This window comes from Arthrobacter sp. 05L44, assembly GCF_056397605.1.
Genome location: NZ_JBFTNS010000001.1, coordinates 565032 through 578952, shown reverse-complemented (window position 1 = coordinate 578952; position 13921 = coordinate 565032). Strand labels below are relative to the sequence as shown.

15 protein-coding genes and 1 tRNA gene are annotated in these 13921 nt (G+C 67.2%); 11 read left to right on the top strand and 5 right to left on the bottom strand.

Translation table 11 applies throughout. From position 1 onward, the window contains the following. Window positions 1-4 precede the first annotated feature (4 nt). The 4 genes from AC1DHY_RS02670 to AC1DHY_RS02655 all read right to left on the bottom strand — a co-directional run bounded on the left by AC1DHY_RS02670 (window position 5) and on the right by AC1DHY_RS02655 (window position 3407). On the bottom strand, window positions 5-1030 hold the full coding sequence (locus AC1DHY_RS02670) for a 6-phosphofructokinase (protein ID WP_476877808.1): 1026 nt from the start codon (window positions 1028-1030) through the stop codon (window positions 5-7). A gap of 207 nt (window positions 1031-1237) precedes the next feature. Then, on the bottom strand, window positions 1238-1492 hold the full coding sequence (locus AC1DHY_RS02665; RefSeq protein WP_476877807.1) for a PspC domain-containing protein: 255 nt from the start codon (window positions 1490-1492) through the stop codon (window positions 1238-1240). Window positions 1493-1495: 3 nt separating this feature from the next. Further along, entirely contained in the window at window positions 1496-1762 is a 267-nt protein-coding gene (locus tag AC1DHY_RS02660; RefSeq protein WP_476877806.1) for a hypothetical protein, read from the bottom strand. A 1-nt stretch (window position 1763) separates the two neighbouring features. After that, window positions 1764-3407 carry a PspC domain-containing protein gene (locus AC1DHY_RS02655; protein ID WP_476877805.1) on the bottom strand — a complete coding sequence of 548 codons (1644 nt, stop codon included), beginning with the start codon at window positions 3405-3407 and terminating at the stop codon, window positions 1764-1766. A 124-nt stretch (window positions 3408-3531) separates the two neighbouring features. Between AC1DHY_RS02655 and AC1DHY_RS02650 the strand changes: the two genes are divergently transcribed. After that, the gene (locus AC1DHY_RS02650; RefSeq protein WP_476903114.1) at window positions 3532-4908 is read left to right on the top strand and encodes an ATP-binding protein; all 1377 of its coding nucleotides are present in this window, start codon (window positions 3532-3534) and stop codon (window positions 4906-4908) included. Between the two features lie 53 nt (window positions 4909-4961). After that, entirely contained in the window at window positions 4962-5594 is a 633-nt protein-coding gene (locus AC1DHY_RS02645) for a LuxR C-terminal-related transcriptional regulator (RefSeq protein ID WP_476877837.1), read from the top strand. A gap of 82 nt (window positions 5595-5676) precedes the next feature. On the opposite strand, the gene AC1DHY_RS02640 is transcribed toward AC1DHY_RS02645, so the two are convergent. Continuing rightward, entirely contained in the window at window positions 5677-6894 is a 1218-nt protein-coding gene (locus AC1DHY_RS02640; RefSeq protein ID WP_476903113.1) for a pyridoxal phosphate-dependent aminotransferase, read from the bottom strand. A gap of 286 nt (window positions 6895-7180) precedes the next feature. On the opposite strand from AC1DHY_RS02640, the gene AC1DHY_RS02635 reads away from it, so the two are divergent. The 9 genes from AC1DHY_RS02635 (at window position 7181) to rplL (ending at window position 13781) form a co-directional block, all read left to right on the top strand. Next, a tRNA-Trp gene (locus AC1DHY_RS02635) sits at window positions 7181-7253 on the top strand. A gap of 79 nt (window positions 7254-7332) precedes the next feature. Then, complete coding sequence (gene secE, locus AC1DHY_RS02630) at window positions 7333-7617, top strand: preprotein translocase subunit SecE (protein ID WP_056738571.1); 285 nt, start codon at window positions 7333-7335, stop codon at window positions 7615-7617. A 112-nt stretch (window positions 7618-7729) separates the two neighbouring features. Beyond that, window positions 7730-8536 carry a transcription termination/antitermination protein NusG gene (nusG, locus tag AC1DHY_RS02625; RefSeq protein ID WP_476877802.1) on the top strand — a complete coding sequence of 269 codons (807 nt, stop codon included), beginning with the start codon at window positions 7730-7732 and terminating at the stop codon, window positions 8534-8536. 129 nt (window positions 8537-8665) lie between these two features. Beyond that, window positions 8666-9097, top strand: coding sequence for a 50S ribosomal protein L11 (rplK, locus tag AC1DHY_RS02620; protein ID WP_018773647.1), 432 nt, complete (start codon window positions 8666-8668; stop codon window positions 9095-9097). 181 nt (window positions 9098-9278) lie between these two features. Continuing rightward, a complete protein-coding gene (rplA, locus tag AC1DHY_RS02615) occupies window positions 9279-9986 on the top strand; it encodes a 50S ribosomal protein L1 (RefSeq protein ID WP_476862376.1) in 708 nt (235 codons plus the stop codon). Between the two features lie 94 nt (window positions 9987-10080). Then, window positions 10081-11193 (top strand): GNAT family N-acetyltransferase, encoded by a 1113-nt coding sequence (locus AC1DHY_RS02610; RefSeq protein ID WP_476877799.1) that lies wholly within the window; start codon window positions 10081-10083, stop codon window positions 11191-11193. A 132-nt stretch (window positions 11194-11325) separates the two neighbouring features. Then, a complete protein-coding gene (locus AC1DHY_RS02605; RefSeq protein WP_476877798.1) occupies window positions 11326-12444 on the top strand; it encodes a GNAT family N-acetyltransferase in 1119 nt (372 codons plus the stop codon). Between the two features lie 291 nt (window positions 12445-12735). Beyond that, on the top strand, window positions 12736-13326 hold the full coding sequence (gene rplJ, locus AC1DHY_RS02600) for a 50S ribosomal protein L10 (RefSeq protein ID WP_138768559.1): 591 nt from the start codon (window positions 12736-12738) through the stop codon (window positions 13324-13326). A gap of 77 nt (window positions 13327-13403) precedes the next feature. Then, on the top strand, window positions 13404-13781 hold the full coding sequence (gene rplL / locus AC1DHY_RS02595) for a 50S ribosomal protein L7/L12 (protein WP_476877797.1): 378 nt from the start codon (window positions 13404-13406) through the stop codon (window positions 13779-13781). Window positions 13782-13921 lie beyond the last annotated feature (140 nt).

The window sequence follows — 13921 nt, the reverse complement described above, 5'->3', positions numbered from 1 at the left end:
GGGCCTAGCCGAAGAGGACGGCTGCTTCCTCATAGCGGTTCGCGGGCACGCTCTTGAGGTTTCCGAGCGCGGCATCGAACCCGACGTGGACGATGTCCGTGCCGTGCAGGGAGACCATGGTTCCCCAGCGCTGTTCCACGACCGAGTCGATGGCCGCCATGCCGAGGCGGGTCGCCAGGACCCGGTCGAAGGCGGTTGGAACGCCGCCGCGCTGGATGTGCCCCAGCACCGTGGCCCGCGTTTCGATGCCGGTCCGGGCCTCCAGCTCCGGGGCCAGCAGCTCGGCGATGCCGCCGAGGCGGGGCCGGCCGAAGGTGTCGAGCCCGCGCTCGGAGTGCGGGGACTCCTGGCCCTCGGGGACAAAGCCTTCCGCGACCACCACCAGGGGTGCACGGCCGCGTTCGTGGGCGGAGACGACCCATTCGGTGATCTGTTCCATGGAAGCCTGCTGCTCCGGGATCAGGATGGCGTGGGCGCCGGAGGCCATCCCGGCGTGCAGGGCGATCCAGCCCACGTGCCGGCCCATGACCTCGGCGATCATGGTCCGGTGGTGGGATTCGCCGGTGGTGCGCAGCCGGTCGATGGCCTCGGTGGCGATCTCGACGGCGGTATCGAACCCGAAGGTGTAGTCGGTGGCGTCGAGGTCGTTGTCGACCGTCTTGGGCACACCGACGATCTTCAGGCCGGCGTCGGTCAGCCGCTTGGCAGCCGCCAGGGTGCCTTCGCCGCCGATGGCAATGATCGCGTCGATGCCGAGGCGGTCCATGTTGGCCTTGATGACCTCGGGACCGCCATTGTTCTCGAACGGGTTGGTCCGGGACGTGCCGAGGATGGTGCCGCCCTGCTTGGCGATGCCGCGGACCAGGGTGCGGGGGATGTCGATGATGTCGCCTTCGACCACGCCGCGCCAGCCGTCGAGGAATCCCACGAACTCGTGGCCGTGGACGGCGATGCCCTTCAGGACGGCGCCGCGGATCACGGCATTCAGTCCGGGGCAGTCTCCGCCGCTGGTGAGGATTCCAATTTTCATGTCTCGGCTCAAATCCTGGTTCGAAGGTGATTACAGGCAGAGCGCCACGCTGAGCTCACGTAGAAGTCTACTGGCGGATGTGGGGAAGGACACAAACCGTGACCAGCGGTGCCCCCGCCGGACGCGGCAGTGCCCCCGCCGGATGGCAGGGGCACTGTTGTGTGCGCAGGTGCTCGAGACCGCCGGTGCTCGGTCGCGGGGAGGGGCTCAGGGCCGGCCGGCGCGCCGTTCGAGGAAGGTCTCGAGGACAATTGCGTTCCGCTGGTCGGGCAGGATCAGCCAGGCCGCCAGGTAGAACACGAACGCGGGCCCGGGGATCAGGGCGAAGAGCAGGTACGCGATCCGGACGAACGCGACGTCGACGTTCAGCTTGGCGGCGATCCCGCCGCAGACGCCGCCAACCCAGCGCTGCGGGCCGCGCTTCAGGCCGAAGCCCCGGACAATGCTGAAGAACTTATCCATGTTTCAAGACTTCCTTGTTGTCAGGTCTTTGTCACGCCTGCGGGCGGACAGGAGGCCGCCGACCACCAGGGCTGCGCCGGCCCCGATCATCAGGCCGATGAGCACGTACGTTCCGTTCAGGGCCACCAGGCCCAGCCGGGAGATGATGATCAGCGCGGCCAGGGCCAGCACGATCAGTCCCCAGACCACGGTCCCCACCCGCGCCCGCGGAGCGCCGGAATCCACGGCCGTCGTGGCCGGCACGTCCGCCGGCCTGTCGAAGTCGCTCATGTCAGTTCCCTTCCTTCACGGTGATGTTGCTCAGGGTTCCCGAGACTTTGACGATCAGGCGTCCACCGGGTTTGTCCGTGTTGTAGTCGTTGTGCTGGGTGGTCATACCGCCGTGGCTGCCCCCACCGTCGTTTAGGTTGCCCATGGTCAGGTCCGCCTGGACCTGCACGGGAACGTTGGCGGGGATGGCCACTGTGACGTTGCTGGCTGTGGCATCGAGCCGGACCACGACGTCGGAGGCCAGCGGCGGGGTCAGGTTCAGCTGCGTCAAATCAACGGTGCCGCTGCCGCCCGTGATGTCGAAGCCGTCCGCTGCCTGGGCGAGGCTCGTCGGGCTCCAATCGACGTGTTGGAACCGTGCCCGGTCGGCGTTGGGCGCCAGGTTGAAGATCCCGCCGATGATCAGTGCGACGACGGCGAAGAATCCAAGGATGCCTGCGCTCCGGCCGCGGAGCCCGGAGACCACGATTCCGAGTCCCAGGACGGCCGCTCCGCTGGCCCAGACCACGGCGTTGCCGGCGGTGCCCAGGTTGATGGCGTGGGCGGCGTCCAGCGCCTTGATGCCGCCGCCGACAAGGAGGGCCAGGCCCGCCGCGATCGCGACTGCCGGAGCCCCCGGGCCGGGGTGGCGTGGCTTCGGGGCCGGTGCCGGGACGGGGGGAACGGAACCGTACGCTCCGCCGCCGTAGCCCCCCGCTCCGTAGCCGCCGCCGTAGCCGCCGGCGTTCCCGGCGGGCGGCTGCGGGGCGCCAGCCGGAGGCGCCGACCAGCCGGAGGCACCAGCCGGCGCGTCTGCCCGGGTGTGCGCCGGCAGTCCGTCCAGCGGGAGCGTCGGGTGGGCCTGGCCGTAGGCGCTGTGGGTCGTTCCGTCGGTGGGTGCGCCCGGAGCTGGCGCCCAGCCGGGACCAGGGCGGCTGTACATGGGGGTGCCGCCGTGCCGGGCTTTGTTGCGCTGGGTGAGGTAGTAGATCAGGTAGATGGCGCCGCCGACCCAAAATACGGTCCAGGCGAAGCCGGCAAAGCCGCCGTGGCTCCAGCCCCAGACCCCGCCGCCCAGGCCGGGGAATCCGAGAAGGGTGGTGATAAGGGCGCCGGTCATGCCGGAGCTCCAGCGTCCCGCGGCCGCCTCCTGGACGTGGATGCGCCCGTCGGGCTCGGGCAGCAGGGCCCAGGCCAGGCCGTAGAGCAGGACGCCGACGCCGGCGAACACTGTCAGGACGATCAGGATGCCGCGCACGATCAGGGGGTCGACGCCGAACCGCTGCGCGATCCCGCTGGCGACTCCGCCGATCCACCGCTCGCGGCCCCGGTGGATCCCGTGGCTGCGGATCCAGTCGAAGAAATTCTGCGGGTGACCTGCCGACGCCGGCGGGGTGCTTCCGGGACCCGCAGGGTACGGGCCGCCCGGCCGGTAGAGGGGCGGCGCCTCGCCGGGGGCGCCGGGGGCGCCAGGGCCGGAAGCGGTCGGGCTGCTGAAAGGATCGCCTGCGGGGCCGGCGGTGTGTCCGGTGGCGGAGTCGCTGCCGGGCGCGGCCGGGCCGGCTGGCGGGGATTCCGGTGAGCCGTCCGGAGTGGTGCCCGGCGAGCTGTCCGGGCGGCCCGATGCGTTCGGGTCCTCATCTGGGTGCGGAGTGTGCGGGTTCATACTTCGATCCTGCCGCCTGCGCGGTTCCGGCTCTACTGGGGAAGACCCTGAACGGCCCCTGAGTAGGCCCCGGTTCGGCCGGAAAACGGCTCCGGGAAACCCCCGTCCGTGTTTGGATTGATCCATGACAACAGTCGTTTCCCGCCCGCCGCTGGCCCGCAGCAGCGACCGCGTGATTGCCGGCGTCTGTGCCGGCCTGGCCGTCCATCTGGGCTGGCCGGTGCGGATGGTACGGATCGGCATGGTGGTGGCGGCGCTCGCCGGCGGGGCCGGCGTCGCGTTCTATGCGTGGCTATGGATCATGGTCCCCACCGCGGACGAGAGCGCCAAGCGCAACGCCCGCCGGCCGGCGTCGCCCATCGCCCCGGCCGTGAGCGGACCCGTGGCGGAGGGACCGGCCGCTGGCCGGAGCGCCGGGGTGGGAAGCGTAGGCGCCGGGGGCACCGGCGTCCGGCGCGGCCGGTTCCCCGGCATGCAATACGGCAAGGAAATCCTGCTCGGCGCCGGGCTCCTGCTGGCGGCGGCCATCCTGATTGCCCGGCTCCTGGGCGTGGACGTCCCGCTGGGCACGCTCATTCCCGTGGCCGCCATCCTCGGCGGCGCCGCGATCGCCTGGATGCAGCTGGACGAGACCCGGCGAGCCGGCATCGTGGATAAGACCAAGGCGGACCAGGCCGGCGGCTGGGCGCGGGTGGCGGCCGGGCTCGGGCTGGTGATCGCAGGGGTCCTGCTGATGGTCTCCGGTTCGGGCTCCTGGGAGCAGACCTGGCTGGCCCTGCTCGCCTCGGTAGCCGTGCTGGGCGGTGTTGCCCTGGTGCTGCTGCCGTGGGGGCTGAAGTTCTGGCGCGACCTCGAGGCCGAGCGCGCCGGCCGTGTGCGGGCCACCGAGCGGGCCGAGATCGCGGCACACCTGCACGACTCCGTACTGCAGACCCTCGCGCTGATCCAGCGCCGGGCCGGCAATGAGCACGACGTCGTCCGGCTGGCCCGCGCCCAGGAACGGGAGTTGCGGGGCTGGTTGTACCGGGATCCCGAGCAGGGGGCGGGCCAGCTGTCGGACGGGATCAAGGCTGCGGCCGCCGAGGTCGAAGACTCCCTCGGTCACGCCGTCGACGTCGTCACGGTGGGGGACTGCGCCATGACCGAGCGCCTCGAAGCCGTGGTCCAGGCTGCGCGTGAAGCCATGCTCAATGCCGCGCGCCACGGCGGTGGAGCGGTCTCGGTCTACCTGGAAGTCACCGATGAAGCCGCGGAAGTTTTCGTCAAGGACCGCGGACCGGGCTTCGACCCCGGATCGATTCCCGCCGACCGGCTGGGCGTCCGGGAATCCATGATCGGCCGGATGCGCCGCCACGGCGGGACGGCCGTCATCGCCAGCAACGCCGACGGCACCGAGGTGCGCCTCCGGCTGCCGCTCGCGGCCACCGGCCCGGTGGGCACCGGAGCAACTGCCGGCAGCAGCACCACTGCGCCCGGAACCAACGGAGAGGACACACAGTGAGCAGCCAGCCCAGGGGCAACAACGGGGCGGCGGCGCCGCCCGCGGCCACGCGTGTGGTGATCGTTGACGACCACGCCATCTTCCGCTCCGGACTGAAGGCCGACCTGGACGCCGGCATCGACGTCGTCGGCGAGGCCGGAACAGTGGAAGAAGCCGTCGCCGTCATCGCAGCCGCGCGTCCCGACGTCGTGCTCCTTGATGTCCACCTTCCGGGCGGACTGGGCGGCGGCGGCCGCGACGTCCTGGCCGGCTCGGCGCCGCTGCTGGGCACCACCAAGTTCCTGGCGCTGAGCGTCTCGGATGCCGCCGAGGACGTGGTCTCAGTGATCCGCGCCGGAGCCAGGGGGTACGTCACGAAGACCATCTCCGGGGCCGAGATCAGCGACGCCGTGCGCAGGGTCGCGGGCGGCGACGCTGTCTTTTCGCCGAGGCTGGCCGGCTTTGTCCTCGATGCCTTCGGAACGGCGCCTGCGGACATCGCGGACGACGAGCTGGACCGGCTTTCGGCCCGCGAACTGGAGGTCATGCGGCTGATCGCCCGCGGCTACAGCTACAAGGAAGTGGCCAAGGAGCTGTTCATCTCGATCAAGACGGTGGAAACCCACGTCTCGGCGGTCTTGCGGAAACTCCAGCTCTCCAGCCGGCACGAACTGACCCGCTGGGCCGCGCAGCGCCGCCTCCTCTAACCCAAAGATGCGCTATCACTTTTGGTCCCTATTCCGGCGGTTTAGGGACCAAAAGTGATAGCGCATCAGGGATTTGGGGCGGCTACTTGGCCTTGCCGAGGAAGTCCTGGAGACGGCCGACGCCGGTAGCCAGGTCCTCGTCGCCCAGCGCGTAGGAGAGCCGGAGATAACCCGACGGACCGAATGCCTCACCCGGGACGACGGCGACCTCCACCTCATCGAGGATCAGTGCGGCCAGTTCAGCCGACGTCGAAGGCCGGACCGGGCCGTTCGCGGTAGGGAACTCTTTGCCCAACAGGGCGCGGACGTCGGCGTAGACGTAGAAAGCGCCCTTGGGGGTGGGGCAGTCCACGCCCTCGATCGCGTTCAGGCCGGCAACGATGGCCTTCCGCCGGCGGTCAAAGGCCACCTTCATCTCATCCACTGCCGTGAGCGGACCGGAGACCGCAGCGAGGGCGGCCATCTGCGGAACGTTGGAGACGTTGGACGTGGCGTGCGACTGCAGGTTCGTGGCGGCCTTGATCACGTCTGCCGGGCCGATCATCCAGCCAACCCGCCACCCGGTCATGGCATAGGTCTTCGCGACGCCGTTGAGGATGACCACTTTGTCGCCGAGCTCGGGGGCGGCGGTCGCGATCGAGGTGAACGGGACGCCGTCGTACGTCAGGTGCTCATAAATTTCGTCGGTGACCACCCACAGGCCCTTGGCGGCCGCCCACTGGCCGATTTCCTTGACCTGCTCCGGTGAGTACACGGCACCGGTCGGGTTGGATGGGGACACGAAGAGCAGGATCTTGGTGCGGTCCGTGACGGCCGCTTCCAGCTGGTCCACCGTGACGAGGTAACCCTGGTCCGGACCGGCGAAAACCTCCACCGGCACGCCGCCCGCAAGCCGGATGGCCTCGGGGTAGGTGGTCCAAAACGGTGTCGGGACGATCACCTCGTCGCCCGGGTCCAGCAGCGTGGCGAAGGTGTTGTAGACGGCCTGCTTGCCGCCGTTGGTCACCAGGACCTGGGACGCCTCAGCCTTGTAGCCGGAGTCCCGGAACGTCTTTTCGGCGATGGCCTGTTTCAGTTCGGGCAGGCCGCCGGCGGGGGAGTAGCGGTGGAACTTCGGCTGGCCTGCGGCCTCGATGGCGGCCTGGACGATGTAGCCGGGAGTGGGGAAGTCGGGCTCGCCGGCCCCGAAGCCGATGACCGGGCGGCCGGCCGCCTTCAACGCCTTCGCCTTGGCATCGACAGCCAGTGTGGCGGATTCGGCTATGGCGGAAATGCGCTGGGAAATGCGGGCGGCAGGCATTGCGGGTCCGTTCTTCGCGTACAGCTCGTGGCTGGATGTGGGATTCGACGAAATCTACTCTATGCTGTTCAGCGGATCCTCCGGGGTGCCGGGTATGAATGTGACCCGAGGCGCGAAAGCGACCTCCGGGACGTTGTTTCAGCCCGCAGCCAGGGGTCCGGACGGAGCCGGTTCGACGTGGACGCAGTTGTTGCGTAGACTGGTTCTCCGGTGTTGAAAACACGATGATGGCGTGCGCCTCAGGGAAGCCTGCGGAACAAGGCAGTCTGACCCGTTTTCGATCCATAGGGTAGTGGCGCAATTGGTAGCGCAGCGGTCTCCAAAACCGCAGGTTGCAGGTTCGAGTCCTGTCTGCCCTGCGCAAGCTGTTCCGGGAACGACCGGAACCAGCGCAGCAACCATGGTTCAGTTCAGAGCCGGGTATCCGACATTGCGAGGATGAGTGAGGATCAGGTGACCGAAACAGCTGCCAGCAGCTCCAAAGGCCGCCCCGCCAAGAATGCCCCCAAGGCAGGATTCTTCGCCCGGATCGCACTCTTCGTCCGCCAGGTCATCGGCGAACTGAAGAAGGTCGTCGCGCCCACCCGCAAGGAACTGATCAACTACACGCTCGTGGTGCTGGTGTTCGTGGTCATCATGATGGTGATCGTCACCCTGCTGGACCTGGCCTTCGGGACCGGAGTGAGCTGGGTCTTCGGCGGAACAGGCGCCACGGACCGCTAAGGCGACCGGTCCGCAGACCGCGTGGACCTCCGGAAATCCGGAGCTTCTGCGGGGTGTGCGGAATTGAGTCATTTAAATAGGCATGTTAGGCAATGAGGAAGCAGGAGACCAAGTGTCTGAGCAGGAGCTCGAGGTAACTGAGACTGAGCTGGATAAGAGCCAGGACGCCGCGGTGGAAGCCAGCGACGAGTCCGAGGCTGCATCTGCTGCGCCCGAATCCGACGCCGCCGACGAGACTGCTGATGAGTCCGTAGACGCCGGGGAAGCCGAAACCGAGGAAGAGGGCGACGCCCTCGCGGCAGCCGCCGCGGCCGACGTCGACCCCGCCGACGAGTTCAAGGCCAAGCTCCGCCGCCAGGAGGGTGACTGGTACGTCATCCACTCCTACGCCGGCTACGAAAACCGCGTCAAGGCCAACCTTGAGACCCGCATCCAGACCCTGGACATGGAAGATTACATCTTCGAAATCCAGGTCCCGATGGAGGAAGTCGTTGAGATCAAGAACGCTCAGCGCAAGGTCATCAACCGCGTCCGCATCCCCGGCTACGTCCTGGTCCGCATGGATCTGACGGATGCCTCCTGGGGCGCCGTCCGCCACACCCCCGGTGTCACCGGCTTCGTGGGCAACGCCCACAACCCCGTGCCGCTGCGCCTCGACGAGGTCTTCTCCATGCTCGCCCCGGTCTTCGAGGAAGAGCAGGCCGAGAAGGGCAAGCCGGTCAACAAGCAGAGCCAGGTTCCCGTGGCCGTTGACTTCGAAGTCGGCGAATCCGTCATCGTCAAGGAAGGTCCGTTCGAGACCCTTCCGGCCACGATCTCCGAGATCAAGCCGGAGTCCCAGACCCTGGTGGTCCTGGTTTCCATCTTCGAGCGCGAAACCCCTGTCACCCTGGCGTTCAACCAGGTCAGCAAGATCTAGCTCCACCCACAGAATTCGCCCCGGGCTGCCCGCTTAGCAGCCCCGGAGCGGCCGGCCGCCTCGCCATGGCGGCCACCAACCTGAGGCACGCTCCTGTGCCCCAGGACGTATTTGAGAGAAGGACCTACATTGGCTCCCAAGAAGAAGGTCACCGGCCTCATCAAGCTGCAGATCCAGGCAGGTGCCGCTAACCCGGCCCCGCCGATCGGTCCTGCGCTTGGCCAGCACGGTGTCAACATCATGGAATTCTGCAAGGCGTACAACGCTGCGACGGAAGCCCAGCGCGGCAACGTTATTCCGGTTGAAATCACGGTCTACGAGGACCGCTCGTTCACGTTCATCACCAAGACCCCGCCGGCTGCAGAGCTCATCAAGAAGGCTGCAGGCGTCGCCAAGGGTTCGGCTACCCCGCACACCGTCAAGGTTGCCAAGCTGACCCAGGCCCAGGTCAACGAGATCGCCACCACCAAGATGGAAGACCTCAACGCCACCAGCCTGGAAGGCGCCGCGAAGATCATCGCCGGCACCGCCCGCTCCATGGGTATCACCGTCGAGGGTTAATTCCCTTTTGCTGATGCGACGGGACGGGAAACCGATCACGACGCCGTCAGTACCGCCGGCCAGCCGGCACCACCTAAACATTGAATAGCGGGAACCCGGCCGGGAACATCTGGCCGAGACCCGACTGTGGCAGGGCCCAGCGCGGTCCGCAGACCACACCTGCACAAGGAGAATAAGCAGCATGGCAAAGCGCAGCAAAGCATATGAGGCAGCCGCCGCCAAGATCGACGCGGAGAAGTTCTACGCGCCGTTCGAGGCAGTGACCCTCGCCAAGGACACCAACCCGTCCAAGTTCGACGCCACCGTTGAGGTTGCCTTCCGCCTCGGCGTCGACCCCCGCAAGGCCGACCAGATGGTCCGCGGCACCGTCAACCTGCCGCACGGTACCGGTAAGGTCGCCCGCGTCCTCGTCTTCGCCACCGGCGACAAGGCTGAGGCCGCAATCGCAGCCGGCGCCGACTTCGTTGGTTCCGACGACCTGATCGAAAAGATCGCCGGCGGCTGGACCGACTTCGACGCCGCCGTCGCCACCCCGGACCTCATGGGTAAGGTTGGCCGCCTGGGTAAGGTCCTCGGCCCGCGTAACCTCATGCCGAACCCGAAGACCGGCACCGTGACCGCTGACGTCACCAAGGCTGTCAACGACATCAAGGGCGGCAAGATCGACTTCCGCGTCGACAAGCACTCGAACCTGCACTTCATCATCGGCAAGGTTTCCTTCGACGCCGTCAAGCTGGCCGAGAACTACGCAGCAGCGCTGGAAGAGGTCCTTCGCCTGAAGCCGTCCGCTTCCAAGGGCCGCTACATCCAGAAGGCCACCGTGGCCACCACGTTCGGCCCGGGCATCTCGGTTGACCCCAACGTCACCAAGGTCCTGACCGAGGTCTAGTCCTCGCCCGCTTGCAGCAGCAAGTAACGAAAAGACCGTCCCGCTCACGCGGGGCGGTCTTTTCTGCTTTTCGGCCGCCCGTTAGGCTGGGCCGGTGACTGCATCGACGTATCTGATCGAGCCCCTGGTCCTGCCCGAGTCCCTTGAAAGCCCTGGCGCGGCGGAGTTCCTGGAATTCGGGCAGCTCTGCGACGCCCTGACCCTTGAAACGTGGGGGAATCTGGACCGTGCGTCGGCGGCCGCGGCCCGGCTGCGTTTCTGGCGGGACAACGCCTACACGCGGACGCGGCTGTTCTTCGTCCGCGTCGACGGCAAGATGGCAGCGAAGTCCTGGGTCAGGTTCGAGCAGCAGGAAAACCTCGGCAGTGCACTCCTGCACGTGGCCGTACTCAACGAGTACACCGGCCGCGGTATTGGACGGGCGCTGCTGGAACATGCCGAGGCCCTCGCGGCCGGCGATGGCCGCACCACCCTGATGACCTTCACGGAACACCCGGCGGACTTCGACGCCGACGGTCCGGACGTTGTCGTGCCCCTGACGGGCACCGGCGCCTTGCCGGCAACGGCACCTGGCGTGCGGTTCGCGGCCGCCACCGGCTACCGGCTGGAGCAGGTCGAACGGTTCAGCAGCCTGGACGTGGCCGCCGCGGCACCAGGGCTGGACGGGCTGGAGAGCGGGGCGCAGGCCAGGGCCGCCGGATACGAGCTCCTGACCTGGACCGACCGCTGCCCGGATGAGTACGTCGCCCAGCTGGCCGTACTGATGTCGCGAATGAGCACGGACGCCCCGATGGGCGGCCTCAGTTTCGACGCCGAGACGTGGGACGTCGCGCGCGTCCGGCACGTGGAGGACACCTGGCAGCGGGCCGGCAACACCTCCCTGGTGGCGGCGGCCCGGCACGTGGAGACCGGAGAGCTCGCGGCGTACTCGGTGCTGGAGCTCGCGCCCAGCAAACCGTGGCTCGCCGAACAGGATGACACGCTGGTGGCAGCCAGCCATCGCGGGCACCGCCTGGGGATGCTGGTCAAGATCGCCAATCTGCGGCGCCTGGCCGATTTTCCGGACGTGGAGCGGGTGACCACCTTCAACGCTGCCGAGAACAGCCACATGCTGGCGATCAACATCGCCCTCGGCTTCCGGCCCGCGGGCTGGGACGGGGAATGGCAACGCTCCGTCGCCCCGGAGAATGCTTCCCAATCCGGGTGACAACCCGCGGCCGGGCCCGGCCCGCAACTGGCCCGCGTGGGGCATGGAATGCGGGCCCCAACGGGCATATGCTGACGCTTGAAAGCCCGGTGAGAGCCGGGCGGAACGCACGGCGGCAGGATGGCTGGGAACATGCCCGCTAAGGCAGAGGAAGTACGGGTCGAGCAGCTCTGGATCCCCGATTCGCTGGACGGACCGGATGCCGCGGACTTCCTTGCCGCCGTCGAAGTCGGCCGCAAAGTCCGCATGCAGACGTGGGGGAGCGACGATCTCGCCTACTCCCCGCTGGAGAAGCTGTTGGAGATGGCGGACCCCTACGAGCGACAGGTCATCCTGGTGGCCAAGGTCGACGGCGTCATTGTCGGCACCGCTGACGTGGCCCTGCCCCTGGCGGACAACCTGGACCTCGCCGAATTCACCCTGGATATCCTGCCCGAGTTCCAAGGCCGCGGCGTTGGCCGGCAACTCCTGGAAGCCGCGGAGCACCTCGCCCGGGACGAGGGCCGGCGGACCATCCTGATCGATACAAACCATCCCGGCGCGAGCCTGGCGGACAGCGCAGCCGGGCAGCTCATCCCCGGCTCCGGCATGGGGTTCGTTCCGCTGAACAGCCGGGAGGTGGAGTTCGCGCAGCACACCGGGTACACGCTCCAGCACATCGAGCAGTTCAGCTCCTGCGCCCTTCCACTGGACAGCAAGGTGGTCGCGGACCTGCAGGCCGAAGCCGAGGAAGCCAACGCCGGACGGTACCGGCTGCACCACTGGACGGACCGCTGCCCGGACCAGTGGCTCGAGGCCGTCGTCGCCCTCGAAAACCGGGCCGGGGAGGGCAGCTCTCCCGGTGCCGGCGATGAGGAGCTGGTCTTCGACGGCGGCATCCTCCGGGAAGCCGAAGAGGTCGCCATCGCCCAGGGCCGCCGGACGGTGGTCACCGCCGTCGAGCACATCGCCACCGGGTCGCTGGCCGGCCTGACCACCATCAGCGTGCTGGCGCTGCGCCCCGACGTCGTCTTCCAGGATGACACTGTGGTCCTGGCCGAGCACCGCGGGAACAAGCTGGGGCTGCTGATCAAGGTCGCCAACATGGAACGGCTCACGGAGCAGTTCCCGGACGCCCGGGTCCTGTACACCTGGAACGCGCCGGAAAACCGGTATCTGCTGACCGTCAACCAGCAGCTCGGCTTCACCACCGCGGGGGTCACCGGTATCTGGCAAAAGGAGCTCCCCGACCTCGGGCCCAGTGTCAGCTGAGCCGATTTGGAGCTGCCGGGGTCCGTCCCGTAAGCTGGGGGAACCAAAGACCGTCGGTTGTTGGAAATCCACTCTCCTGAGCATCGCTCACTTCTGCAGTTGTGTGCGGGGGATCAAAGTAGATTTCCGGACGAAGGACCCCCATCGCAGGGCGGCCGGCGCAGGTGAACGAAGCAAAGCTCCGCGGCTGGCCCGCGTTGAGACAAGCCCCGTGCATCTGCGCGGGGCGTTTTTAGTTTTAGCGATCCTGAGGGGACCCGGAATACCGGCACTATCCCCGGAAGGAGGGTTATGGCAACGCCTACCAAGGTTTCAGCAGTAGCTGAGATCACTAACGATTTCAAGGAATCGAACGCCGCTGTCCTGACCGAATACCGTGGGCTCACCGTTGCACAGCTCAAGCAGCTGCGTGTTTCTCTCGGCCAGGACACTAAGTTCGCGGTCGTCAAGAACACCCTGACCGCCATTGCAGCCAAGGAAGCCGGCGTCGAAGCATTCGACGGCCAGCTTGCCGGCCCCACTGCAATCGCGTTCATCAAGGGTGACGCTGTTGCAGCTGCCAAGAGCCTGACGGATTTTGCCAAGGCTAACAAGCAGCTGGTCATCAAGACCGGTTACTTCGAGGGCAAGGCACTGAACGCCAGCGAAGTTGCTGCCCTGGCAGCACTCGAGTCCCGCGAGCTGCAGCTCGCCAAGGTTGCAGGCATCCTCAAGGCTCCTGCTGCCGCTGCTGCACGCATCATTGACGCCCTGCGCCTCAAGCTTGAAGAAGAGAACGGTGCACCGGCAGCTGCCGAAGCACCCGCCGCTGAAGAAGCCCCGGCCGCAGAAGCAGCAGAGACCGAAGCTCCGGCCGAGGCCGCAGCAACCGAAGAGAACTAACTCTCTTTCAACCAAGACTCCGGTGCGAAGCAACGGCCCAGGCCGCCCAGCACCACCTATAGGAAGGACGCCACACCATGGCGAAGCTCAGCAACGAAGAGCTCATTGAAGCTTTCAAGGAACTGACCATCATCGAGCTCTCCGAGTTCGTCAAGCTCTTCGAAGAGACCTTCGAAGTTACCGCTGCTGCTGTCGCAGTTGCCGGCCCCGCCGGTGGCGGAGCTGCTGAAGAAGCCGAAGAGAAGACCGACTTCGACGTCGTCCTCGAATCTGCTGGCGACAAGAAGATCGCAGTGATCAAGGAAGTTCGCGCCATCACCTCCCTCGGCCTCAAGGAAGCCAAGGACCTGGTTGACAGCGCACCGAAGGCTGTCCTCGAAGGCGCCACCAAGGAAGCTGCTGAGAAGGCCAAGGAGCAGCTCGAGGCTGCCGGCGCCACCGTTACCCTCAAGTAACACTCGCAGTTTCGGAAGGCTTCACGCTTTCCACCCGGGAAACCCCGTCCACTTCGGTGGGCGGGGTTTCCTGCGTTCCGGGGGCTTCGCGGGACTGCCGCGTGGATGGCGGCGCAGGTGAATCCTGTGCAAATGATGGC

Excerpts from the sequence above, each read along its gene's own strand:
- AC1DHY_RS02605 (WP_476877798.1), top strand. The coding sequence starts at position 11,326 with ATGCCCGCTAAGGCAGAGGAAGTACGGGTCGAGCAGCTCTGGATCCCC.
- AC1DHY_RS02655 (WP_476877805.1), bottom strand. The coding sequence starts at position 3,407 with ATGAACCCGCACACTCCGCACCCAGATGAGGACCCGAACGCATCGGGC.
- rplJ (WP_138768559.1), top strand. The coding sequence starts at position 12,736 with ATGGCAACGCCTACCAAGGTTTCAGCAGTAGCTGAGATCACTAACGAT.
- rplL (WP_476877797.1), top strand. The coding sequence starts at position 13,404 with ATGGCGAAGCTCAGCAACGAAGAGCTCATTGAAGCTTTCAAGGAACTG.
- AC1DHY_RS02670 (WP_476877808.1), bottom strand. The coding sequence starts at position 1,030 with ATGAAAATTGGAATCCTCACCAGCGGCGGAGACTGCCCCGGACTGAAT.
- AC1DHY_RS02650 (WP_476903114.1), top strand. The coding sequence starts at position 3,532 with ATGACAACAGTCGTTTCCCGCCCGCCGCTGGCCCGCAGCAGCGACCGC.
- AC1DHY_RS02665 (WP_476877807.1), bottom strand. The coding sequence starts at position 1,492 with ATGGATAAGTTCTTCAGCATTGTCCGGGGCTTCGGCCTGAAGCGCGGC.
- rplA (WP_476862376.1), top strand. The coding sequence starts at position 9,279 with ATGGCAAAGCGCAGCAAAGCATATGAGGCAGCCGCCGCCAAGATCGAC.
- AC1DHY_RS02660 (WP_476877806.1), bottom strand. The coding sequence starts at position 1,762 with ATGAGCGACTTCGACAGGCCGGCGGACGTGCCGGCCACGACGGCCGTG.
- AC1DHY_RS02640 (WP_476903113.1), bottom strand. The coding sequence starts at position 6,894 with ATGCCTGCCGCCCGCATTTCCCAGCGCATTTCCGCCATAGCCGAATCC.
- secE (WP_056738571.1), top strand. The coding sequence starts at position 7,333 with ATGAGTGAGGATCAGGTGACCGAAACAGCTGCCAGCAGCTCCAAAGGC.